This window comes from Frondihabitans sp. PhB188, assembly GCF_003752365.1.
Lineage (GTDB): Bacteria > Actinomycetota > Actinomycetes > Actinomycetales > Microbacteriaceae > Frondihabitans.
Window position 1 is genome coordinate 110377 of the sequence record NZ_RJUO01000002.1, and the last position, 23666, is coordinate 134042.

The window sequence follows — 23666 nt, forward strand, 5'->3', positions numbered from 1 at the left end:
CGCCCGGAGGCGACGGCGGCGGCCATCTCGCGTACGTCCGAGAGGTCTCGCTCGACACCCCAGGGTGCACGCGCCGAGCCGACCCGCCAAAACGACGGCTGTCGGACGTAGAATCTGGCGCATGAGCTTGTACGACATCCCCGTCGAGACCGCGTCCGGTACCACCACCTCCCTCGCCGAGTACAGCGACAAGCTGCTGCTCGTCGTCAACGTCGCCAGCCGCTGCGGCCTCACCCCTCAGTACGGCGACCTCCAGCAGCTCCAGGAGAAGTACCGCGACCAGGGCCTCCAGGTCGTCGGCTTCCCGTGCAACCAGTTCAACGGGCAGGAGCCCGGCTCGAACGAGGAGATCCAGGAATTCTGCGTCGCCACCTACGGCGTCGACTTCCCGGTGTTCGCGAAGGTCGACGTGAACGGCGACGACCGGCACGCGATCTACGACGAGCTCACCGCCGTCGAGGACGCCTCGGGCGAGGCCGGTGACGTGAAGTGGAACTTCGAGAAGTACCTCGTCGCGCCCGGCGGCGGAGTCGTCGCGCGCGTCCGCCCGCAGGAGAGCCCGGCCGCCGACGAGTTCGTCGCCCTCGTCGAGGCCAACCTGCCAGTGCCGGTCGTCGGCTAGAGCCGCCGCCGCCCCGCGGGGCCGTGACCCTCCCCAGCGCCGCAGAGACTAGCCCCGGGGCGCCGCCGTCGACTCGCGCACCACGAGCGACGTGGCCAGCTGCAGGTGGTGGGAGAGCGGCGCCGAGCCCTCGATCATGGCGAGGACCGTCGACAGGGCCGTCCGGCCGATCTCGTCGAGCGGCGTGTGCACGGTCGTGAGCAGGACCGGCGCCGGCAGGGCCGCGTACGTGTCGTCGTAGCCGACGACGCTGACGTCGTCGGGCACGCGGAGTCCGGCGCGCGCGAGCTCGCGCATCACGGCGAGCGCGCCCGGATCGCTCGACACGAAGAACGCGGTCGGCGGGTCGACGAGGTCCATCATCCGCACCGCCTCGGGCCCGGCGCTGACCATGCCGTCCTCCGAGACGAGCGCCGAGTCTTCGTCGAGCCCCGCCGCCTCGAGCGCCGACCGGTAGCCGGCGCGCCGCTCGCGGAGCCCGGCGTGCGTGGCCAGGCCTCCGACGAAGCCGATCCGGCGGTGCCCCAGGCCCAGCAGATGCTCGGTGGCCTGCATGGCTCCCGACCAGTTGTTGGAGCCGACGCTTGCGACGTCGGGATCGAGCGCGTTGGGCGGGTCGATCGAGACCACCGGGAGGTCCAGCTCGGCGCACACCCGGAGCGCGTCGCGCGAGAGCTGGGTCGTCACGACGAGGAGCCCGGCGTAGCCGCGCTGCCAGAGCGCACGGATCCGGTGCGGCTCGAGGCGCGACGCGGGCCCCGGGTCGAGCGGCGCGATGACGTCGGCGACGATCTCGACGTCGGCGGCGTGGCCCCCGGCGAGCAGCGCGTCGAGCATCCGCAGCGAGTACAGGTTCGCGAGCGTGTCGAAGAGCACGAGGATGCGACGACGTCCGCCCGACTCCGGCGCTCGCGTCGTCGGGGCGTAGTCGAGGAGCCGGACGGCGTCGTGGACGCGCAGGCGGGTGGCCTCCGAGACCCCGGGCCGGTCGTTCAGGACCTTCGAGACGGTGGCCTTCGAGACGCCGACGACCTCGGCGACGCTGTCGAGGGTGGCGCGGCGGCGGGGGGCTTCGGGCATGGAGTCCATAGTAGCGAAAAGGTTTCGCCAGTTCCTGCGCAGGCGTGCCCTTTCTACGAAGCGGATGTGAGGGCACACGGTCGTGTTGACGCGGTCCCAAAACCGACCTAGAGTCGCTTTTGAGCGAAACAACGCGAAAATGTTTCGCACAGTGCGGTGTCGCAACGACAGTGCAGAGTCGCAACGACACTGCCGTGTCGCAACGACCGCGCCGCCACCGCTCGGAGCGCAACGAAGCCCTAGTGCAAGGAAGCATGCCGTGAACGACGACGACACCAGCAGCGCCATCTACCCCAACCCGATCCTGCCCGGATTCAACCCCGATCCCAGCGTGGTCGCGGCCGACGGGGCGTACTACATCGTCACCTCGACCTTCGAGTACTACCCGGGCCTGCCCGTCTACCGCAGCCACGACTTCGTGACCTGGGAGCAGGTCGGCAACGTCGGCACGCGCCTCGGCCAGCTGGCCGTCACCGAGGTTCCGACCGGCCTCGGCGTCTGGGCCCCGACCATCCGCTACCGCGACGGCGTCTTCTACGTCATCGTCGTGATTCCCGCCGGACGCGGCTGCGTCGTCTTCACCGCCACCGACCCCGCGGGCGAGTGGAGCGACGGCACCGTCGTCGAGGGCTTGAACGGCATCGACCCCGACCTCGCCTGGGACGATGAGGGCACCGCCTACGTCACCTACTCGGGCCTCGTCATGAGCGGCGACGAGCTCGGCACGCACCTGGGCATCCAGCAGGTCAAGGTCGACCTCGCCACCGGCGCGATCCTCGAGGAGCCCCGCTCGCTCTGGTCGGGCTCGGGCTTCATGTTCCCCGAGGCGCCGCACCTCTACCACCGCGGCGAGTACTGGTACCTGATGATCGCCGAGGGCGGCACCGAGCGCGGCCACGGCGTCTCGATCGCCCGCGGCACCTCGCCCGAGGGTCCGTTCACGGCCTACGAAGCCAACCCCTTCCTGACGGCGCGGAGCACGATCCGACCCGTGCAGAACACCGGCCACGGCGACCTCGTCGAGGGCCCCGCTGGCCAGACTCTGATCGTCCTGCTCGGCGTCCGCCCCGGCGGCGGCACCCGCGCGTTCTCGCCGCTCGGCCGCGAGACCTTCGTGTCGACCGTCGACTGGATCGACGACTGGCCCGTCGCCCAGCCGGTCCTCCTCTCCGAGCAGAGGCCGATCGACTCCGTGCGCTTCGACGCTCCGCTCGACGACCGCTGGATGGCCGTCCGCCGCACCCCCGCCGAGATCGCCGCCATCGACGCCGAGCGCGGCGTGCTCACCCTGACCGGCGACGGATCGACCCTCGACGACGCGCACCCCGTCTTCGTCGGCCGCCGCCAGCTGACCTGGTCGGTCACGTCGCAGACCACGGTCGACGTCTCGAACGGCACCGGCGGCCTCGGCGTGCGCTACGACCAGCAGGCCCACTACGAGATCGAGGCCCGCACCGACGGCGACGAGGTCGTCGTGACAGCCCGCGCCTCCGTGCCGAGCTTCAGCCGGGAGTGGTCCGGCCGCCTGCCCGCCGGGCCCGTCACGCTCCACCTCGACTCGGCCGCACCCGAGGCCGACGGGTTCGGCCCCGACATGATGACCAGCGACTTCGTGTCGCTCTGGGCGTCGTCCGGGGTGCCGGGCGGCGCCTATCAGGAGCTCCGCCTCGCGTCCGTCGACGGCCGCTACCTGACCGCCGAGACGGCCGCCTCCTTCACCGGCCGCGTGATCGGCCTGTACGCCACTGCCGGCACCGTCGCGTTCGACGGGTACGACGCCACCGGCGTCTGACCCGCCCCGCTCTCCTCCTCCCCCTGCACGTCGAATCGACCCCAGAAGGCACTCTCATGAGCTCCCACCCGACCATCCCGGAGTCCGCGTCACGGCCGTCGCCGACCGCGACCGAAGCGCCTGAGACGACGGCCATCCCGACTCGCCCCCGCCTCGTCCGCTTCGGCGCGGGCTTCATCATCATCGGGCTGTTCTGGGCGGTCGGCCTCGCCATGGTCGCGAACGTGCTGCTGCCGCAGCGCCTCACCGACATCGGGGTCGCGTCGCCCGAGGCCTGGTTCGGGACGATCAACGCCATCACCGCCGTCGTCTCGCTGGTCTCGAACCTCGTGTTCGGCAATCTCTCGGACCGCGTCCGCACCCGCTTCGGCCGTCGCACGCCGTGGATCGTCGGCGGCGCAGTGCTCGGCGGAGTGGCGCTCGCCGCCGTCGGAGTCATCGACGACCCGGTCGGCATCACGGTCGTCTACTCGTTCGCGCTCGTAGGCCTGAACATGATGCTGGCCCCCGCCGTCGCCGTGATCTCGGACCGCGTGCCGCTCTCCGCTCGCGGGACGATGTCGGCGTTCTGGGGTGCCGGCGTCACCATCGGGTACCCGATCGGCGCCCTGGTCGGAGCGGCGTTCATCACCGTGACCGTGCCCGGCTACTTCCTGGGCGGCGCGCTCATGCTGCTCGCCGGCGTGCTGGCCGTGATCGTCTGGCCGCGTGAGAAGTCGGCGCTCGACCTGCCCGCCAAGGCCGGAGGCTTCAAGGAGCTCGGAAAGTCGTTCCGCCCGCCCCGCCACGCCCCCGACTTCTACAAGGCCTTCGTCGGCCGGCTCTTCATGCTCATCAGCTACCAGATGATCGCGGCCTACCAGCTCTACATCGTGCAGCAGTACATCGGCCAGACCGTCGCCGAGTCGGCCGCCACGATCTCGGTCATGTCGATCATCACGCTCGTCGTCGGCCTCGTCGCCTCGCTCGGCTCCGGGCCGATCTCGGACCGCATCGGCCGCCGCAAGGTACCGGTCGTCGTCGCATCGGTGCTGTTCGCCGCCGGAGTGGCCATGCCGTGGATCTGGCCGACGACGATGGGCATGTTCCTGTACGCCGGCATCGCTGGCCTCGGCTACGGCGTCTACTCGTCGGTCGACCAGGCGCTGAACGTCGACGTGCTGCCGAGCAAGGAGGAGGCCGGCAAGGACCTCGGCATCCTCAACCTGGCCACGACTCTCGGCCAGACCCTGGGCCCGATCATCACCTCGTCGATCGCCGTCGCCACCGGGTCGTACACGTTCATCTTCCCGATCTCGATCGCGATGGCCGTGCTGGGCGCGTTCACGATCACGCGGATCAAGTCGGTGCGCTGACCCGCTTCAGAAATTCAAGGAGAAATGCCCCGGATGGCGCCAGTCAGGTGCGATCCGGGGCATTTCTGCGAAAAATCTCCTTGAAATTCTGGGGCGGCACGGGGCTAGGGACGGGCGGCGGCGGTGAGCCCGGCGACGCGCACCAGGTCGAGCTTCGACTCCTCGGGGCTGCCGGCGGGCACCGTGTAGGCGACGATACGGAGGTCCGACCCCGCGACCGAGAACACGTCGCAGTCGAGCTCGATCTCGCCGACGAGCGGGTGCGTCACGTACTTGTGCTCGGAGACGTGGGTGCCGACGGAGCCCGACGCCCACATCGTGCGGAACAGCTCGCTCGTCTCCATCAGGCCGTCGATCAGCGACCGGACCGCCGGGTCGCCGGGGTACCTGCCCTGCACCTCGCGCAGATCGCAGACGAGCGAGCCCTGGAAGTGCTCCGTGCCGAGCTCCTGCCGGACCCGGAAGCCCGCTCCGCCTGCCAGGTCGGAGCCCGCGAACACGGCTCGCACGAGGTTGCGCTCCCGCGCCGGGGCCAGAGACGGGTCGCCCAGCAGCGCCGCCCAGAGCGGGCTCCAGGTCAGGAGGTCCCACGTCGCCGAGAAGACGGCGACGGGCGTCTCGCCGAGCCGCGCGATCAGGCGCTGGACGCTCGGCGGGATGTGGTTCGACACGATGCCGTCGCCGGGAGGCAGGAGGCCGACGACGCGGTACAGGTGGTCGCGCTCGTGATCGGTGAGCTGCAGCGCCCGCGCGAGGGAGGCCGCGACCTGGTCGGACGGGTTGCGCGCTCGCCCCTGCTCCAGCCGCACGACGTAGTCGACGCTGAGCCCGGCGAGCGCCGCCAGCTCTTCGCGTCGGAGGCCCGTCGCACGGCGGCCCGTTCCTGCGGGGAGGCCCACCGCACCCGGCGACAGGCGCTCGCGCCACGACTTCAGGAGCGAGGCGAGTTCGCCGTGAGGATCTTGCACCCCTCTATTGTGCGCAGGAACTCGGGACCGCGGCTGGTATCGCGAGTCCTACCGTCGACGGGGGCCTGGGCACTCCGAGGCACGACGAGCACCATGGAGCCATGACAACGACACTCATCACAGGAGCCAACAAGGGTCTCGGCTACGAGACCGCCCGCCGCCTCATCGAGGCCGGGCACAGCGTGTGGATCGGCGCCCGCGACGCCGAGCGCGGCCAGAAGGCCGCCGACGAGCTCGGCGCGACGTTCGTGCAGCTCGACGTGACCGACCAGGCATCGGTCGACGCGGCCGCCGCGACGGTCGCAGCCGCCGGCGGCCTCGACGTTCTCGTGAACAACGCCGGCGTCACCGGCCCTCAGTCGAAGCCCGCCGCCGAGCTGACCGGCGCCGACTTCGAGGGCGTCTACGCCGTCAACGTGTTCGGCATCGTGCGGGCCATCCACGCGTTCCTACCGCTGCTGCAGGCGTCGGCCAACCCGACGATCGTCAACGTCACGAGCGGTCTCGGCTCGTTCGACTCCGTCCACGACGCGAACCGCATCGAGTCGAAGGTCGTCGCGCCGATCTACAACTCGTCGAAGTCGGCGGTCACCATGCTCACCGTGCAGTACGCCCGCGCGCTCGACGGCATCAAGGTCAACGCGGCCGACCCGGGCTACACGGCCACCGACCTGAACGGCAACTCGGGTCATCAGACGCTGACCGAGGGCACCGACGCGATCGTCACGCTCGCGACGCTCCCGGTCGGCGGCCCCACCGGCACCTTCATCGACCGGAGCGGCCCCGCGGCGTTCTAGCGGACCCGCGCCACCGAGCGACCCGGCGGGTGCGTGGAATCAGCAGGATGCAGGCCCGGACCCCGCAGATTCCACGCACTCGGACCGCCCGACAGGTGTGCGATACCGAAAAGATCCCGAGGCCGGTTTGCCTGTTCACCTTGACCCGCCACAATGGCCCCGTGACCAAGAAGATCGACACCGCCCTGAAAGACCTCACGCACGCTCTCGAGAAGCACGCGCAGATCGTCGGGCTGAAGCCCATCCCGCTCAAGAAGGCCGGCCGCGCCGCCGCCGAGCTTCGAAGCGCGGCGACCGCCTACGCGACGATCGTCGAGCAGAAGACCGGTCAGACGAACCCCTTCATCGACTTCCTCGACGCGGCGACCATCGAGTCGCTGACAAAGGAGCGGGAGTTCATCGCCGCCCGCAAGGCAGCCGAGGCGAAGGCGGAAGCCAAAGCGCAGGCCAAGGCCGAGGCGAAGGACTCGAAGGCCGGCTCCGAGGCCTGAGGCGCTACGACCGCTCGTCGACCAGTGCGATGAAGCGGCTGCCGACGCCCTCGACCTCTGTCCGCGCGAAGCCGGCCGTGGGCTCCGGCGCCTGGAACGGCGAGTGGTAGTCGCACATCAGGTAGGTCCAGTCGGGCCACCACTTCTTCGGACGAGCGTCCTCGGCGAATCCGCACACGACGCAGTCCAGGTGCGCCCACACCTTCTTGGCACCCGTGCGGTTCGCACGCGACTGCACGAGCCACTGCGGCGGATCGCTCTCGATCGCCGCCAGCTCGTCTTCGGTCAGGCGCGACGGGATGCCGTGGCGCGTCGCCATCTCGAGCGGGATGTCGAGGCGGAGGGCGGCGTCGCGGCGAGTGAGCATGCCCCAGGGTAAACAGCGCGTAGCAATCGAGCCAATTCGCGCAATGCCCTATGCCGGGAGGCCCCCGGGGGTCTAACGTCAGCGGCGAGAGGGGGATTCCTCCCTCCCGACGCGTGGGGTCGATATCTGGGGTCGACTCCGTTCACAAAGCGCGCCGCCTGCGTCGCAGTACCCAGAAAGGGAACATCGATGTTCGACAAGCGATTCATCACATCCGCCATCTCCAGGAGCGCCGAGAACGGCCTCGACCGTCGCAACTTCTTCACCGCCGCCGGCGTCGCCGGCGTGGGTGTGGGTGTGGCGGCCATCGCCGGCAACACTCTCGCCGGCCCTGCCGCTCCGGCCCATGCCGATGAGGTCAGCGACGCCGCTATCCTCAACTTCGCCCTCAACCTCGAGTACCTCGAGGCCGAGTTCTACCTCCGCGCCGTCACCGGCTCGGGCCTGCCCTCGAGCATGACCGACGGCACGGCGACCCTGGGTGGCGTCGTCGGCGGCAAGAAGGTTCCGTTCAAGTCGGGCGCCATCAAGGCCATCGCGACCGAGATCGCGGCGGACGAGAAGGCGCACGTCGCGTTCCTGCGCTCCGCTCTCGGTTCGGCCAAGGTCTCGCGCCCGGCGATCGACCTCAAGACGAGCTTCAGCGCCGCGGCCACCGCCGCCGGCCTGATCAAGAAGGGCCAGACCTTCGATCCGTTCGCCAACGAGGAGAACTTCCTGCTCGGCGCTTACCTGTTCGAAGACGTCGGAGTCACGGCCTACAAGGGTGCGGCGCCGCTCATCACGAACGCCACGTACCTGGGCGCCGCCGCCGGCATCCTGGCCGTCGAGGCGTACCACGCGGGCATCATCCGCGAGCGGATCCTGAACACCGGGCTGTACGAGCAGGCGCAGGCCATCTCGAACGCCCGAGACAGCCTCGACGGCAAGTCGAACGACGACCAGGGCGTGGTCGAGAAGAACGTGCGCAACCTCGTTCCGACCGACAAGAACGGCATCGCCTACGGCCGGACCGCACCGCGCGTGCTGAACGTCGTCTACCTGACGCCGAACGCGGCCACCAAGGGCGGCTTCTACCCGGCCGGCGTCAACGGCACCATCTCGACGAGCGGCGCGGCGGGCGACCCCACGTCCTGATCGAGCAGCGAGGGAGGCGGCGGGCGCGATCAGGCGCCCGCCGCCTCCTGCGTTAACGTGCCGCCTCTAGCGCTCAGCGCGGAACGGGGATAGCTTGTCCCCCAAGAGGGGGACTCCTCCCTCTCGACGCGAGGAACCGGCATCTGGGACCGGCTCCGATCACCCATCGCGTCGTCTGCTCTGCAGTGCCCAGAAGGAGAACAACGATGTTCGACAAGAAATTCATCACGACCGCTATCACGCGAAGCGCCGAGAACTCGCTCGACCGGCGCAACTTCTTCACCGCGGCCGGCGTCGCCGGCGTCGGGGTCGGCGTGGCTGCTGTCGCGGGAGGGGCCTTGCCCGCCCACGCCGACACCGCGTCGGACGGAGCCGTCACCGACTCCGCGATCCTCAACTTCGCGCTGAACCTCGAGTACCTCGAGGCGGAGTTCTACCTCCGCGCGGTGTACGGCACCGGCCTCGACAGCTCGCTGATCGGCGGGATCGACCCGCAGGGGAAGGTGCTCGGCGGCCACAAGGTGCCGTTCAAGTCATCGTTCGTCCGTGCCATCGCCACGGAGATCGCGGCCGACGAGAAGGCGCACGTCAAGTTCCTGCGCACCGCTCTCGGCGGAGCCAAGGTGGCACGGCCCGCGATCGACCTGCGCAACAGCTTCACGGCTGCGGCCATGGCGGCCGGCCTGATCAAGAAGGGCGAGACGTTCGACCCGTTCGCGAGCGACGAGAACTTCCTGCTCGGCGCCTACATCTTCGAGGACGTGGGAGTCACGGCCTACAAGGGGGCTGCGCCGCTCATCACCAACAAGACGTACCTCGGCGCCGCCGCGGGCATCCTGTCGGTGGAGGCGTACCACGCCGGCATCATCCGGAGCGAGCTCTTCCGCAAGGGCCTGCACACTCCCGCCGACCGGATCTCGGACGCCCGCGACTCGCTCGACGGTCCGACGAAGGACGACCAGGGCGTCGTCGTCAACAACACGCAGAACCTCGTTCCGACGGACGCGAACTCCATCGCGTTCGGCCGGACCGCGGCCCGCGTGCTGAACGTCGTCTACCTGAACCCGAACCAGGTCGACAAGGGCGGATTTTTCCCCGCGGGCGTCAACGGCGCGATCGTCGCGAGCGGGAACCCGGGCAGCCCGACGGCCTGAGAGACCGGGCCGGGGTGCACGTCGCCCGAACGACGTGCACCCTGTGCCCCTACAGCCAGTGGCGGTGCTTGAACACCCGGTAGAGGCCGAACCCCGCAGCGAGCATCAGGAGGACTGCGAAGGGGTAGCCGAACTCCCAGTGCAGCTCGGGCATGTGGTCGAAGTTCATGCCGTAGATCGAGGCGATCAGGGTCGGCGTGAACAGGATGGCCGCCCACGACGAGATCTTCTTGACCTCCTCGTTCTGCTGGATGCTCTGGTCGGTCTGCCGCCTCGTCACGATCGTGGCGTGCACCGTCAGCGCGTTGTCGAGGATGGCGCGGAACGAGGCCACACGTTCGACGATCAGGAGCGTGTGGTCCTGGACGTCGCGCAGATTGCGCTGCAGCTCGACGTCGACGCCGTACTTCTCGCTGCCGCGCTGCAGGTTGTCGAGCATCTTCACGAGCGGCACGACGGCCCGCTGGAAGTTGATCACCTCGCGCGACAGGTTGTAGATGCGCTCCGAGAGCCCCGTGCTCTCGAGGCGGAAGAGATCGTTCTCGATCTCGTCGATGTCGTTCTCGAGGCCGGCCAGCACGGGCTCGTACTCGTCGACGACCTGGTCGAGGATCGCGTAGAGCACGGCCTCGGGCCCCTCCGCCAGCAGCTCGGGAGCCGCCTCCATCCGCTTGCGCACGGTCATCAGGTCAGGTGACTCCGCGTGCCGGATGGTGACGACGAACTCGGGCCCGAGGAAGACGTGGAGCTCGCCGAACTCGACGGTCTCCTCCGCGTCGACGTAGCGGGCCGGTCGCAGCACTGCGAACAGGATGTCGTCGTAGCGCTCCAGCTTGGCGCGCTGGTGGCCGAGCAGGGCGTCCTCGACGGCGAGGGGGTGGAGCGAGAACTCGGCGGCGACCGAGCGCACCTCGGCGGGGCTCGGCCGGTACAGGCCGATCCAGCCCATGCCGTCGTGCTGGTGCATCAGGCGGTAGGTGGCGTCCAGGCTGCGCGGGTTCTCGATCCGGCGTCCCGCGACGTACACGCCGTTGTCGATGAGGGGCATCCCAGAAGGATGCTCCCCGCGGGTGAACGAGCGGCGTCAGACGCGCCGCGAGCGCCAGAGGGCGGCGGCGAGGAAGGCCGCGCCGGCGACGATGTCGAGGGTCCAGTAGACGGGGCTGGTGGTGTCCGAGATGAACAGGAGGCCGTACGCGCCCTCCGCCATCAGCACGACGGTCAGGGGGAGCACGGCGAGCCAGCGTCGAGCAGGGCGCCCCCAGCGCACGTACGCCGCACAGGCGCCGAGGATCAGGCCGGCCGCGATGCCGGGCACCGTGTACATGTTCTGCAGCGGAGCGGCGTAGTAGTAGCCGCGCCAGATGCTGACCACCCCGTAGGCCTCGAGCATCGCCTCGAAGGCCACGATGCCGAGGATCGCGCCGAGCAGGGGCCGGGCCCGCGAGAGCCACACGAGCAGGAAGGCGAACATGCTCCAGCCACCCGCCGAGTTCGCCAGCGACCCCAGCCAGTCGGGCAGGAACCCCTGCGCCGGGCTGGTCGCCCCGCCGATGAGAGCGGCCCCGACGAGCACGATCACGACGGCGCGCACGGTGCTCGCGACAGTCTCGGAGCGCCACGGGTGACGGACGGCGGCAGCATTCGCAGAACTCATATATCGACTGTAGGGGCTCTCCGCAGCCAGGCAATCCCTCCCCGGATCGGATCGTCTCGTCCTCCAGGACCACCCGGGCCGCTACCGTCGAGGCATGCCCCACGACGCTCGGGTGTGGATCGTCGACTGCGACGCGCCCATCGACACCGGCTCGCTCGACGCGGGCGAGCGACGGCGGGCTGCGCGGTTCGCGAGCGCCCGCGACGCACGCCGGTACGCGGCAGCGCACGCGGGGCTGCGCGACGTGCTGGGCGAGGCGGCGGGGGTGGCGGGCGGCGGCCTGGAGTTCCTGCGCGCCCCCTGCTTCTCGTGCGGCGAGCGGCACGGCAAGCCCTCCCTCGCCGACGGCCCGCACTTCAGCCTGTCGCGCTCGGGGCGGTGGGCGGCGATCGCGGTCGCCGACGAGCCGGTCGGCGTCGACATCGAGAGGGCGCAGGAACTCGGGGCGGCACCCTCCCTCGCCGACACTCTGCTGGCGGAGGGCGAGGCATCGTCCGACCTGCTGCGCACCTGGGTGCGCAAAGAGGCGCTCCTGAAGGCGACCGGCGAGGGTCTCACCCGGCCGATGACCACCGTGCGCGCCGACGACGAGCGGATCGTCGACCTCGCTCTGGACGGTCCGCTGGTGGGGGCGCTGGCGTTCACCGTCGCGTCGCCGGCGTCCACTAGGGTGCGCAACCGATGAACGACGACTCGCGCCCCGGCCTCCTGCTCGGCTCCGACCGGACTCCGCCCGAGCGCACGCTCGTCGACGTGCTGCGGCAGACGGTGGCGGCGTTCCCCGAGGCCTCCGCGCTGGAGGACGACCAGGGGGCCCTCAGCTACCGCGAGCTCGCCGTGCAGGTGGGCGCGGCAGCGTCCGCGCTCACCGCGGCGGGCGTCGCCCGAGGCGACCGGGTCGGCGTGCGGATGCATTCGGGCGACCGCTTCCTCTACCTCGCCATATTGGCCGTGCTCACCGCCGGCGCCGCGTACGTGCCCGTCGACGCCGACGACCCCGAGGAGCGCGCGGCGCTCGTCTTCGGCGAGGCCGGGATCGTCGGCGTCGTCGGAGCCGGCGGGGTCTTCGACCCGCGCGGCGGCACCACGCGCGCCGCCTCGATCTTCGCCGGGCCGGCGCCGCACCGCAGCCGCGCCGAGGCTCTGCCCGCAACGGCCCCGCTGCCGGCCGACGACGCCTGGATCATCTTCACCTCGGGCTCGACCGGCACGCCGAAGGGCGTCTCGGCGAGCCACCGCTCGGCCGCCGCGTTCGCCGACGCCGAAGCGCGGATGTTCCTGAACGCGCCCGGCGTCGACCCGCTCGGCCCCGGCGACCGCGTGCTCGCCGGCCTGAGCGTGGCGTTCGACGCGTCGTGCGAAGAGATGTGGCTCGCCTGGCGGAGCGGCGCCTGCCTCGTGCCGGCCCCGCGCTCGCTCGTGCGCACGGGCGCCGACCTCGGGCCGTGGCTGGTGCTGCACGGCATCACCGCCGTCTCGACCGTGCCGACGCTGGCCGGCCTGTGGCCCGCCGAGGCGCTCGAGAGCGTCCGCCTGCTGATCTTCGGCGGCGAGGCGCTGCCGCCCGACATCGTCGACCGGGTCGCCGGCGAGGGCCGCGAGGTCTGGAACACCTACGGCCCCACCGAGGCCACCGTCGTCACGACCGGCGCACTCGTCGTACCGGGCGAGACCGTCCGCATCGGCCTGCCGCTCGACGGCTGGGACGCCGCTGTGGTCGACGCCGACGGCCGGCCCGTCGCCGAGGGCGAGGTCGGCGAGCTCATCATCGGCGGCGTCGGCCTGGCCCGGTACCTCGACCCGGCGAAGGACGCCGAGAAGTACGCGCCGCACGAGGGCCTCGGCTGGGAGCGCGCCTACCGCTCCGGCGACCTGGTGCGGTTCGAGCGTGAGGGCCTGGTCTTCCAGGGCCGCGCCGACGACCAGGTGAAGGTCGGCGGCCGCCGCATCGAGCTGGGCGAGATCGAGGCGGCGCTGCTGGCGCTGCCCGGCGTGGGCGGCGCGGCGGCGGCCGTCCGGAGGACCGACGCCGGCAACCAGCTCCTCGTCGGCTACCTCGCCGTGGCCGACGCGCAGGCGTTCGACCGCGGCTCAGCGCTCGAGCGGCTCCGCGAGGGGCTCCCCGCGGCCCTCGTCCCGCTGCTCGCCCTCGTCGAGGGCGACCTGCCCACCAAGACCAGCGGCAAGATCGACCGCGACGCCCTCCCGTGGCCGCTCCCGGCGACGAGCATCGACGGCGCCGACGCCGGTCTCGGCTCGGACGAGCTGATCCTCGCCGCCGACTGGCAGGCGGTGCTCGGCCTGCCGATCGACGACCGGGACGCCAACTTCTTCGACCTCGGCGGCGGCTCGCTGGCCGCGGCGCAGCTGGTCGCGCGCATCCGCGAGCGCGATCCCGAGTTCACAGTCGCCGAGATCTACTCCCACCCGCGGTTCGGTGCCATGGCGGATGCCCTCGCCGTGCGCGGCGGCGGTCAGGCCGCCCGCGACGACTACCACCGCTCCGAGCCGACGCCGCTGCGGATGCAGTGGCTGCAGACCCTGCTCGGGATCCCCCTGCACATCCTTAGCGGCGTGCGCTGGCTCACGTACGCGCTGACGGCCTCGACGCTGCTCCACTGGGCCGATAGCGACGCGTTCCGCGCTCTGCCGTCCGTCGGCTGGCTGACCCTGGTGATCCTGATCGTGGTGTTCGTGAGCCCGATCGGCCGCATGGCCATCTCGGTCGTCGCCGCGCGACTGCTGCTGACGGGCGTCGAGGCCGGCGACTACCGGCGCGGGGGCGGCGTGCACCTGCGGCTCTGGCTCGCGGAGCAGGTGGCGCACCAGATCGGCGCCGTCGGGCTCGCGGGCGCGCCGTGGGTGAGCTACTACGCCCGAGCTCTCGGGGCCCGTATCGCCCCCGGCGTCGACCTGCACGCGCTCCCGCCGGTGACGGGCATGCTCCGCGTCGGCCGCGGCGCGTCGATCGAGCCCGAGGTCGATCTGTCGGGCTACTGGATCGACGGCGACGTCGTCCGGATCGGCGCCATCCGGATCGGCGCCGGCTCCACCGTCGGCATGCGCTCGACGCTGCTCCCGGGCACCCGCATCGGCAAGAACTCGTCGGTCGCACCCGGGTCGGCCGTCTTCGGGCGCGTGCCCTCCGGGCAGGAGTGGGCCGGCTCCCCCGCGGCACGCGTCGGGAAGAACCGCACCTGGTGGCCGGCCGATCGCCCCGCGGCCCCGAAGCGCTGGCTGCTCGCGTACGGTCTGTCGTCGGTGGTGCTCGCGCTCCTCCCCGTCGCGGCCCTGGCCGGCGGCGGCGCCGTCCTCGCCCTGGGGGTCGCAGGATCGGGCTCGCTGGGCGAGGTCTTCGCCCGCGCGCTCGCGCTGCTCGTGCCCGCGACGCTCCTGGCCGGCTTCACCGCCGCCGTGCTGGTCGTCGCCTTCGTCCGGCTCCTGGCGCTCGGCGTCGCCGAGGGCACATTTCCCGTGCGCTCCCGCGCCGGCTGGCAGGTGTGGAGCACCGAGCGGCTGCTCGACCTCGCCCGCACCTTCCTCTTCCCGCTCTACTCGAGCCTGTTCACGCCCGTCTGGCTGCGCCTCCTCGGTGCGGAGGTGGGCCGCGACGTCGAGGCGTCGACGGTTCTGCTGCTGCCGTCGATGACCACGATCCGCGACGGCGCGTTCCTCGCCGACGACACCCTGGTCGCCTCGTACGAGCTCGGCGGCGGGTACCTGCGGATCGCGCGGGCCGAGATCGGCCAGCGGGCCTTCCTCGGCAACTCCGGCATGACCGGCCCCGGCCACACCGTGCCCCGCGACGGTCTCGTCGCCGTGCTGTCTTCCGCTCCGAAGAAGTCGAAGGCCGGGTCGTCGTGGCTCGGCTCGCCGGCCGTCCGGCTCCGCCGCACCGTCGCCGCGACCGACGAGGCCCGCACCTTCCGCCCGCCGGCCGGCATCCGCGCGGCGCGCATCCTCTGGGAGCTCGGCCGATTCGTGCCCGTCGTCGTGTCGTGCCTGCTCGGCCTCACGCTCCTGTTCGCCCTGATCGCGCTCGTCGACGCCGTGGGCCTCGGCTGGACCATCGCGCTCTCGGGTGCCGTCATGCTCGCCGCGGGCGCGGTCGCGGCGCTCACCGCGACGGCCGCCAAGTGGGCGCTCGTGGGCCGGATCCGCGCCACCGAGAAGCCGCTCTGGTCGAGCTTCGTCTGGCGCAGCGAGGTCGCCGACGTGTTCGTCGAGCTCTGCGCCGCCCCGTGGTTCGCCCAGCCCGCCGCCGGGACCCCGGCGCTGGTCTGGTGGCTCCGGTCGCTCGGCGCCTCCATCGGCCGCGGCGTGTGGACCGACAGCTACTGGCTGCCCGAGGCCGACCTCGTACGGCTCGGCGACGGCAGCACCGTCAATCGCGGCTGCGTCGTGCAGACGCACCTGTTTCATGATCGAATCATGAGCATGGACACCGTCACCCTCGACCCCGGCTCGACCCTCGGGCCGCACAGCGTCGTCCTCCCCGCCGCCCGCCTCGGCGCCCACGCGACGGTCGGGCCCGCGTCGCTCGTCATGCGCGGCGAGGGCGTCCCCACCGGCAGCCGCTGGTCGGGAAACCCGATCGGCCCCTGGCGCGAGGTCCGCGTCTCCGACTACCGCGCGGCCGCTCAGTGACGGGACGCACCACCTACCTCCCCGACAGCGGAAACCCCGGCTACCGCACGAGCTCGTACCACCTCGACCTCGTCTACCGGGTCTCGACGAACCGCCTCCAGGGCACCGCGACGATCACGGCCCGCGCGACGGCCGACCTCCGCCGCCTCTCGTTCGACCTCGTGGGGCTCCGCGCCTCGAAGGTCCGCGTCGACGGCACCAAGGCGCGCCTCTCGCAGACTGCCGCGAAGCTCGTGGTGGTGCCGCCCGAGGCGATCGACGCGGGCGAGGAGTTCGTCGTGGTGATCGAGTACGCCGGCGCCCCGGCGCCCCGGCGCAGCATCTGGGGAACCGTGGGGTGGGAGGAGCTCGCCGACGGCGTCATCGTGGCGGCGCAGCCGAGTGGGGCGCCGACCTGGTTCCCGTGCAACGACGACCCGTCCGACAAGGCGTCGTACGTGATCCGAGTGGCCACCGAGCAGCCCTACGCGGTGGTCTGCAACGGGGTGCTCGCCGAGCGGAGCACGAAGTCGGGTCGCACGACGTGGGAGTACCACCAGCCCGAGCCGACCTCCACCTACCTCGCGACCGTCCAGATCGGCCGCTACGAGATCCTCCCGGTCGACCTCGCGGGCGTCCCCGGAACCCTCGCCGGGCCGCCGGCCCTCCGCTCGCGCATCGGGCACGACTTCGGGCTGCTGCCCGAGATGATGACAGCCTTCACCGAGCGCTTCGGCCCGTACCCGTTCGCCGCCTACACGGTCGTCGTCACCGACGACGATCTGGAGATCCCGCTCGAGGCCCAGGGGCTCGCGATCTTCGGGGCGAACCACGCCGACGGCCGCAGCGGGTCGGAGCGCCTGATCGCGCACGAGCTCGCTCATCAGTGGTTCGGCAACAGCGTCGGCGTCGCGAGCTGGGGCGAGATCTGGCTCAACGAGGGCTTCGCCTGCTACGCCGAGTGGCTCTGGTCGGAGGCCTCCGGCGGCCCCTCGGCGGCGCGCCTGGCGGCCTCCGCCCGCGCCCGCCTCGCCGGCCTGCCGCATGACATCGTGGTCGGCGACCCCGGGCCCGACGCCATGTTCGACGACCGCGTGTACAAGCGCGGCGCCGTGACCCTGCAGGCGCTCCGCGCACGCGTCGGCGACGACGTGTTCTTCGACACCCTCCGCACCTGGACGACGCGCCACCATCACGGCGTCGCGACGACGACGGACTTCGTCGCGCTCGCGTCCGAGAAGGCGGGGGCCGACCTCGGCGAGCTGTTCGACGCCTGGCTGTTCGGGCTCGCGGTGCCGGCGCTGCCGCGGGGGTAGCGGGCCGGCTGCGGGCCCGGCTGGCTGGCGGGCGGTGCTGCGTGGCGACGGTCAGCGGCGCTGCGGGTGCGCGCAACTCAGGGAAAGCGCGCGGGCCGAGCCGGCGACGGCGGGCCGCCGCAAGTCCAGGGTGCACGGCGCCTGAGATGCCGACGGCTGGCAGCTCGGCGGCGCGTGGGCGCAAAACGCCGGAGACGCGGACGGCGGGCTGTCGGAGGCGCGGACGGCGGGCTGCCGGAGGCGCGGCCCGACGGCGCTCGGGGTGCGGGCGGTGCGGGGTTCCGCGCCGGGGCGCACGTTCCTGCGCCCCCGCTCGCATTTCAGGGAAGCGCGCACGCACCGCCCGACACGCGGACCCGGGCACGGACGGGCGGGGTCTGGCAGGTGTCGGCGCGCCTCCGGAGACCCGCCCCTGCCAACGCACGCCCGCCGACACGCCCCTCTTGCTAGGCGCCGCGCCGCGCGAGCGCGACGAGGTAGCGGCACGGACCCGCCGACTCGTTGACGTAGGCGCAGGCCACCGGAGTCCCGAGCTGCAGGCAGTCTCCGGCTGCGAGGTGGTGCGTCTCGGCGCCCTCGACGAAGGTGAGCTCGCCGTCGAGCACCCAGATCTGGTGGTGCGTGAACGAGTACGAGTCGGCGGGGTAGTCGACGCGGACCCCGGCGGGGAGCTCGACCTCGACGAGCTCGATCGGGCCGCCGGCGCCGGGCGAGACGGAGCGGCGGTGGTACCCGGTCTCGGGGTCGGTCCACACGGCCTGATCGCCGAACCGCGCCACGCGCCCGCCGGCCCCCGTGCTCTCGGCGCGCGCGATGAGCTCCGAGAGCGTGATGCCCAGCGCTCCTGAGATGCGGCCCAGCAGCGCCGCGGTCGGCTGGACCTCGCCGCGCTCGATCTTGGCGATCATGGCGCGTGAGACACCGGACCGATCAGCGAGGGCGCTGACGCTGAGGTCGCGGCTGTGGCGGGCTCCGGCGAGGGCGGCCGCGAGCGAGTCGGTCAGGTCGTCGGTCATGGGTGCAACTATACGACTTGATCTGGCTACTATGGTGCCATGTCCGACCCCACCGTGCCCGCGCTCCTCGTCCGCGATGCGACTCCCGACGACGCCGCGGCCTGCGCCCGCATCTATGCGCCCTACGTGACCGACACGGCCATCACCTTCGAGAGCGTCGCCCCTACCGCCGACGAGATGGGCCGCCGCATCGCCGAGGCTCAGGTCCGGCATGCCTGGATGACGCTGGAACTGGACCACACCACCGTCGGCTACGCCTACGCGGGCCCGTTCTCCGGCCGCGATGCCTACCGCTGGGCCGCCGAGGTCAGCGTCTACCTCGACTCGGCGCACCGCGGGCGCGGCGGCGGGCGGGCCCTCTACGGCGCGCTCCTGCCCCGGCTGGCCGACCGGGGGTTCCGCATCGCCGCCGCCTGCATGACACTGCCGAACGACGCCAGCCTCGGGTTGCACGAGGCCCTCGGGTTCGAGCGGGTGGCGACGTTCGCCGACATCGGCTGGAAGCTAGGGCGGTGGCACTCGACGGCGTGGCTGCAGAAGCGGCTGGCCCCCGCCGCCGAGGGCGAGCCCGCCGACCTGACCTGACCGCGCCCCGCCCCCGCCCGCCGCCCCGCCCCGCCCGCCGCCCCGCCCCCGGTGAGGGGTCGCTGCTTGTCGAAGACGCCTGTCGGCGGGAGCAACCAGCGACTCCTCACCGGACAGAGGGAGGGCGGGGCGGGGCGGGCAGGGCTAGGGGGCGGCGACGAGGTCGGGGACGGCGGGCAGGTCGGCGGGGGTGTCCGCGTTCCTGCGCACGATGCCCGAGGGCAGGAAGGCCGCCAGCACGGCCGAGCCGAGCAGCACGCTCGCCCCGACGACGACCGCCGGGACGGCCGCCGACACGTAGCCGGTCGGCGTCAGCTGCCCGCCGGCGCCGGTGAACACGGCGGTCAGGACGGCGATGCCGAGCGCGACGCCGATCTCGCGCAGCGTCGAGTTCGTGCCGGACGCCTTCGCGTGATCGTCGGGCGCCATGTTCGTCAGGACCGCCGTCGAGATCGGCGCGAAGACGGCACCCATGCCGACGCCGGCGAGCAGGAAGCCGGGGAGCAGCGTCAGGTAGCCGACGTCGGCGCTCATGGTGAGGGCGATCTCGAAGAGCCCGGCGCTCAGGAGCGCGAGGCCGGAGACGATGAGGATGCGGGTACCGACCCGCGGGGCGATCAGGCCGGTGAGCGGGGCGACGATCATGGGTGCGAGGGTCCACGGCATGGTCGCGACTCCGGCCTCGAGCGGGGTCTTGCCCTGCACCACCTGCAGGAACTGGATCAGGATGAACACCGCGCCGAAGGAGCCGAAGCTGAAGCTCATAGCCACGAAGTTCGCGAGGGTGAAGCTGCGGTCGCGGAACAGGCGGAGCGGCAGGAGCGGCGTCGGGTTGCGGCTCTCCCAGATCAGGAAGGCCGCGAGCAGAGCGCCGCCGCCGATCAGGGAGCCGAGCACCTCGAAGCTCGACCAGCCCGCATCGTTGCCGCGGACGATGCCGAAGACCGCGCCGAGGACGCCGAGCCCGGCGAGCAGGACGCCCACGATGTCGGCACGGACGCGCAGGCCGAAGGTGTTGGGCAGGGCGTAGAGCGCGAGCGGCACGGCGATGATGCCGATCGGCACGTTGAGCCAGAAGATCGACTCCCAGCTCCAGCCCTCGACGACTGCGCCGCCGATCAGGGGCCCGAGCGCGACGCCGAGTCCGGAGACGCCGCCCCAGATGCCGATAGCCATCGGCCGGAGGCGGACTGAGACCGCGCCGACGAGCAGGGTCAGCGAGAGCGGCATGACGGCCGCCGCGCCGGCGCCCTCGAGTGCACGGGCTGCGATCAGCGCCCCGGACGAGGTGCTCATCGCGGCGAGCGCCGACGCGACCGTGAAGACGACGATGCCGCCGACGAAGAGGCGGCGACGTCCGAACCGGTCGCCGAGACTGACGGCCAGGAGCATGAGCGCCGCGAACGAGAGCGTGTAGGCGTTGGTCACCCACTGGAGGTCTTCGACGGTGGAGCCGAGCTCTTCGTGGATGACCGGGAGAGCGCTGGTGACGACGAGGTTGTCGAGGGTCGCCATGAACATCGGCAGGGAGGCGGCGACCATGGCCAGCCAGACGGGAATCCGGCGTGTGCTCGTTCGTTCGGACACGAGTGCTCCTTCAGGACTGTTCTTACGAGACACGAGTGGTCTCTCAGGAACGGGGATGGTTGTAATCGAATGATTACTCGAACCGTAGTAATCGAATGATAACCTGTCAAGCATGGCTACCAAATCGGCTCCGGATACCCGCATGACCTCCGCGGAACGCCGCGAGCAGATCATCCAGGCGGCGACGAGCGTGTTCGGCGACCGCGGCTACCACGGCACGACGACCGACCAGGTCGCCAAGGCCGCTGGGATCAGCCAGCCCTACGTCGTGCGCATGTTCGGCACCAAGGAGGCGCTGTTCCTCGAAGTCATCAACGCGGCGCTGGCGATGCTGCTCGTGAGCTTCCGCGAGCAGCTCGCGGAGCACCGCAGCTCGGGTGAGCCCGCCGAGGCGCTGGTCCCGAAGCTCGGCAACGCGTTCATCGACCTGGTGAAGACCAGGGGCCTGCACCGCTCGCTCATGCAGGGCTTCGTGTCGGGCGGCGACCCCGTCATCGGCGTCGCGGCACGCCGGGGCTTCCTCGAGGTGTACGCGTTCCTGCGCGACGAGGCCGGCTTCGCCCCCGAGGAGGTCCAGACCTTCCTGTCGTACGGGATGCTCACGAGCGTGCTGCTCTGCATCGAGATGCCGTCGCTGTTCGGACGCGACTCCGACGCCACCGAGCTGGCCTGCGCCGCCTTCGGCCACAAGCTCGACCTCGTTCTCGAGACGATGGGGCCGGACGCCGCGAGCGCGTAGGCGCGCCGTCACCACCCCGTCGCCAAACGTCACGCGTCCGAAACATCCGAGAAAGCCTCGTTCCCTAGATTTGGCCCGACGGGTCGTTCCGCAGCAGGATCCCCGACGTCGAACGGCACGCCGCCGCCCGAGCCCGAATCTCAGGAGAAGCCATGACCGGAAACGCCGCCCGCCTGCAAGCCATCAAGGACGTCGAGGCGTACGTGCCTCCGGCCGTGAGCTTCTCGCTCGACGAGGCTCCGGGAGCGATCTTCGGCGAGAACGTCTTCAACCGGGTCGTCATGCAGAAGCGCCTCCCGAAGTCGGTCTACAAGTCGGTCGTCGCGACCATCGAGCACGGCGCGACGCTCGACCCGGCGGTCGCCGACGCCGTCGCGTCCGCGATGAAGGACTGGGCCCTGGAGAAAGGCGCCACGCACTACGCCCACGTGTTCTACCCGCTGACCGGCCTCACCGCCGAGAAGCACGACAGCTTCTTGGAGCCCGTCGGCGACGGCACCGCCCTCGCCGAGTTCGCCGGCAAGACGCTGGTGCAGGGCGAGCCCGACGCGTCCAGCTTCCCCAACGGCGGCCTCCGCAACACCTTCGAGGCCCGCGGCTACACCGGCTGGGACGTCACCAGCCCCGCCTACGTGCTCGAGAACCCGAACGGCAACACGCTCTGCATCCCCACGGTGTTCGTGTCGATGACCGGGGAGGCGCTCGACCACAAGACGCCGCTCCTGCGCTCGCAGCAGGCGATGGGCGAGCACGCCGAGCGAGTGCTCCGGCTCTTCGGCCACGACGACGTGAACCACGTCGTGTCGTTCTGCGGTCCTGAGCAGGAGTACTTCCTCGTCGACCGCCACTTCTTCCTCGCGCGGCCCGACCTGATGAACGCCGGGCGCACCCTCTTCGGCGCGAAGCCGCCCAAGGGCCAGGAGTTCGACGACCACTACTTCGGCGCCATCCCCGAGCGCGTGCTCGGCTTCATGATGGACACCGAGCGCGAGCTGTTCAAGCTCGGCATCCCGGCGAAGACGCGCCACAACGAGGTGGCGCCCGGCCAGTTCGAGATCGCGCCGATGTTCGAGCGAGGCAACATCGCGGCCGACCACCAGCAGCTCCTGATGACGACGTTCAAGTCGATCGCGAAGAAGCACGGCATGGAGTGCCTGTTTCACGAGAAGCCGTTCGCGGGCGTGAACGGCTCGGGCAAGCACGTCAACTTCTCGCTCGGCAACAGCGAGCTCGGCAGCCTGTTCGTTCCCGGCGACAACCCCCACGACAACGCGCAGTTCCTGGTCTTCTGCGCTGCCGTGATCCGGGCCGTGCACCTCTACGGGGGCCTGCTGCGCGCGTCGGTCGCGTCAGCCAGCAACGACCACCGTCTCGGCGCGAACGAGGCTCCCCCGGCCATCATCTCGATCTTCCTCGGCGACCAGCTCGCCGACATCTTCGAGCAGATCGCGCGGGGCCCGGCCACGTCGTCGAAGGGCCGCGGCACGATGACCATCGGCGTCGACACGCTGCCCGTCCTGCCGACCGATCCGGGCGACCGCAACCGCACGAGCCCCTTCGCCTTCACGGGCAACCGCTTCGAGTTCCGCGCTCCCGGCTCGCTCCAGACGGTGGCGGCCCCGATGGTGACGATCAACACGATCATGGCCGACTCGCTCGACTACGTCGCGACGACGCTCGAGGCGGCCGTCGCCGAGGGCGTCGACTTCGACTCCGCCGTGCAGACGCTCCTGACCGAGATCATCACCGAGCACGGCGCCGTCGTCTTCAACGGCAACGGCTATGGCGACGAGTGGCCGATCGAGGCCGAGAAGCGCGGGCTCAAGAACCTCAAGACCACGCTCGACGCCCTTCCTGAGCTGATCACCGACGAGGCGCTCGCCCTCTTCGAGAAGTACGGCGTCTTCACCCATCGCGAGATGCACAGCCGCTACGAGATCGGCCTCGAGCAGTACGTCCTGGCCATCGGCGTCGAGGCGCGGCTCACTCAGGAGATCGGCCAGACGGTGATCCTCCCCGCGGCCGTGCGCCACCAGACCGAGATCGCGACCAACATCGCCGCTCTCAAGGCGGCGGGCATGACCGACGTCGATCTGGCTCCGCTTGACGGCATCAGCGCGCCCGTCGCGGCGCTCCGCTCGGCCCTCGCGACGCTCGGCGACGCGCTGACTGCCGACGCCGGCCACGACGCCCTCGCCGAGGCCGAGCACGCCCGCGACGCTCTGCTGCCGGCGATGCTGGCGGTCCGGGGCGCAGCCGACGAGCTCGAGACCATCGTGGCCGACGACCTCTGGCCGCTTCCGACGTACCAGGAGCTCCTCTTCGTCCTCTAGCGCCGCGGCAGGCGGGCGCAGGAAGTCCCGGCGCCCGCCCACCC

Annotated in this window: 20 protein-coding genes; 13 read left to right on the forward strand and 7 right to left on the reverse strand. The window is 71.3% G+C overall.

Annotation, left to right across the window (positions count from 1 at the left end; translation table 11 throughout):
* The first annotated feature begins 121 nt into the window (after positions 1 to 121).
* Positions 122 to 622 (forward strand): glutathione peroxidase, encoded by a 501-nt coding sequence (locus EDF46_RS05525; RefSeq protein WP_123505302.1) that lies wholly within the window; start codon positions 122 to 124, stop codon positions 620 to 622.
* A 48-nt stretch (positions 623 to 670) separates the two neighbouring features.
* Here EDF46_RS05525 and EDF46_RS17985 read toward each other — a convergent pair whose 3' ends face one another.
* Entirely contained in the window at positions 671 to 1702 is a 1032-nt protein-coding gene (locus EDF46_RS17985) for a LacI family DNA-binding transcriptional regulator (protein WP_158614163.1), read from the reverse strand.
* Between the two features lie 259 nt (positions 1703 to 1961).
* On the opposite strand from EDF46_RS17985, the gene EDF46_RS05540 reads away from it, so the two are divergent.
* Together EDF46_RS05540 and EDF46_RS05545 are read left to right on the forward strand one after the other, a co-directional pair.
* Entirely contained in the window at positions 1962 to 3494 is a 1533-nt protein-coding gene (locus EDF46_RS05540) for a glycoside hydrolase family 43 protein (RefSeq protein WP_233579891.1), read from the forward strand.
* Between the two features lie 56 nt (positions 3495 to 3550).
* Entirely contained in the window at positions 3551 to 4849 is a 1299-nt protein-coding gene (locus tag EDF46_RS05545) for an MFS transporter (protein WP_123505304.1), read from the forward strand.
* A gap of 104 nt (positions 4850 to 4953) precedes the next feature.
* Here the strand turns inward: EDF46_RS05545 and EDF46_RS05550 are convergent, their stop codons facing one another.
* Entirely contained in the window at positions 4954 to 5817 is an 864-nt protein-coding gene (locus EDF46_RS05550; protein ID WP_123505305.1) for a helix-turn-helix transcriptional regulator, read from the reverse strand.
* A 101-nt stretch (positions 5818 to 5918) separates the two neighbouring features.
* On the opposite strand from EDF46_RS05550, the gene EDF46_RS05555 reads away from it, so the two are divergent.
* Positions 5919 to 6614, forward strand: a complete 696-nt coding sequence (locus EDF46_RS05555) for an SDR family NAD(P)-dependent oxidoreductase (protein ID WP_123505306.1) — start codon at positions 5919 to 5921, stop codon at positions 6612 to 6614.
* Between the two features lie 161 nt (positions 6615 to 6775).
* Positions 6776 to 7105 (forward strand): hypothetical protein, encoded by a 330-nt coding sequence (locus EDF46_RS05560; RefSeq protein ID WP_199738218.1) that lies wholly within the window; start codon positions 6776 to 6778, stop codon positions 7103 to 7105.
* Positions 7106 to 7109: 4 nt separating this feature from the next.
* Here the strand turns inward: EDF46_RS05560 and EDF46_RS05565 are convergent, their stop codons facing one another.
* Positions 7110 to 7472, reverse strand: coding sequence for a hypothetical protein (locus EDF46_RS05565; protein ID WP_123505307.1), 363 nt, complete (start codon positions 7470 to 7472; stop codon positions 7110 to 7112).
* A gap of 189 nt (positions 7473 to 7661) precedes the next feature.
* On the opposite strand from EDF46_RS05565, the gene EDF46_RS05570 reads away from it, so the two are divergent.
* Positions 7662 to 8609 carry a ferritin-like domain-containing protein gene (locus EDF46_RS05570; RefSeq protein WP_123505308.1) on the forward strand — a complete coding sequence of 316 codons (948 nt, stop codon included), beginning with the start codon at positions 7662 to 7664 and terminating at the stop codon, positions 8607 to 8609.
* Between the two features lie 206 nt (positions 8610 to 8815).
* A complete protein-coding gene (locus EDF46_RS05575; RefSeq protein ID WP_123505309.1) occupies positions 8816 to 9763 on the forward strand; it encodes a ferritin-like domain-containing protein in 948 nt (315 codons plus the stop codon).
* A gap of 49 nt (positions 9764 to 9812) precedes the next feature.
* Here EDF46_RS05575 and corA read toward each other — a convergent pair whose 3' ends face one another.
* Together corA and EDF46_RS05585 are read right to left on the reverse strand one after the other, a co-directional pair.
* Positions 9813 to 10811: a magnesium/cobalt transporter CorA gene (gene corA / locus EDF46_RS05580; RefSeq protein ID WP_123505310.1), complete on the reverse strand. Its 999-nt coding sequence runs from the start codon at positions 10809 to 10811 to the stop codon at positions 9813 to 9815.
* Positions 10812 to 10847: 36 nt separating this feature from the next.
* Positions 10848 to 11420: a DUF6518 family protein gene (locus tag EDF46_RS05585; protein WP_123505311.1), complete on the reverse strand. Its 573-nt coding sequence runs from the start codon at positions 11418 to 11420 to the stop codon at positions 10848 to 10850.
* A 94-nt stretch (positions 11421 to 11514) separates the two neighbouring features.
* On the opposite strand from EDF46_RS05585, the gene EDF46_RS05590 reads away from it, so the two are divergent.
* The 3 genes from EDF46_RS05590 to EDF46_RS05600 are packed head-to-tail and all read left to right on the forward strand — an operon-like array spanning position 11515 to position 17362.
* Positions 11515 to 12105 carry a 4'-phosphopantetheinyl transferase superfamily protein gene (locus EDF46_RS05590; RefSeq protein ID WP_123505312.1) on the forward strand — a complete coding sequence of 197 codons (591 nt, stop codon included), beginning with the start codon at positions 11515 to 11517 and terminating at the stop codon, positions 12103 to 12105.
* Entirely contained in the window at positions 12102 to 16067 is a 3966-nt protein-coding gene (locus tag EDF46_RS05595; RefSeq protein WP_123505313.1) for a Pls/PosA family non-ribosomal peptide synthetase, read from the forward strand. The genes EDF46_RS05590 and EDF46_RS05595 overlap by 4 nt, the downstream gene beginning before the upstream one ends.
* Positions 16064 to 17362 carry a M1 family metallopeptidase gene (locus EDF46_RS05600; protein WP_123505314.1) on the forward strand — a complete coding sequence of 433 codons (1299 nt, stop codon included), beginning with the start codon at positions 16064 to 16066 and terminating at the stop codon, positions 17360 to 17362. Before EDF46_RS05595 ends, EDF46_RS05600 begins: the two co-directional genes overlap by 4 nt.
* 446 nt (positions 17363 to 17808) lie before the next feature.
* Here EDF46_RS05600 and EDF46_RS05605 read toward each other — a convergent pair whose 3' ends face one another.
* Positions 17809 to 18378, reverse strand: a complete 570-nt coding sequence (locus tag EDF46_RS05605; protein WP_123505315.1) for an XRE family transcriptional regulator — start codon at positions 18376 to 18378, stop codon at positions 17809 to 17811.
* A 39-nt stretch (positions 18379 to 18417) separates the two neighbouring features.
* Between EDF46_RS05605 and EDF46_RS05610 the strand changes: the two genes are divergently transcribed.
* Positions 18418 to 18963: a GNAT family N-acetyltransferase gene (locus EDF46_RS05610; RefSeq protein WP_123505316.1), complete on the forward strand. Its 546-nt coding sequence runs from the start codon at positions 18418 to 18420 to the stop codon at positions 18961 to 18963.
* A gap of 144 nt (positions 18964 to 19107) precedes the next feature.
* Here the strand turns inward: EDF46_RS05610 and EDF46_RS05615 are convergent, their stop codons facing one another.
* Positions 19108 to 20550: a DHA2 family efflux MFS transporter permease subunit gene (locus EDF46_RS05615; protein WP_233579892.1), complete on the reverse strand. Its 1443-nt coding sequence runs from the start codon at positions 20548 to 20550 to the stop codon at positions 19108 to 19110.
* A gap of 142 nt (positions 20551 to 20692) precedes the next feature.
* Between EDF46_RS05615 and EDF46_RS05620 the strand changes: the two genes are divergently transcribed.
* Together EDF46_RS05620 and EDF46_RS05625 are read left to right on the forward strand one after the other, a co-directional pair.
* Positions 20693 to 21289 carry a TetR/AcrR family transcriptional regulator gene (locus EDF46_RS05620; protein ID WP_158614164.1) on the forward strand — a complete coding sequence of 199 codons (597 nt, stop codon included), beginning with the start codon at positions 20693 to 20695 and terminating at the stop codon, positions 21287 to 21289.
* Positions 21290 to 21441: 152 nt separating this feature from the next.
* Complete coding sequence (locus EDF46_RS05625) at positions 21442 to 23622, forward strand: glutamine synthetase III (RefSeq protein ID WP_123505319.1); 2181 nt, start codon at positions 21442 to 21444, stop codon at positions 23620 to 23622.
* Positions 23623 to 23666: the final 44 nt, after the last annotated feature.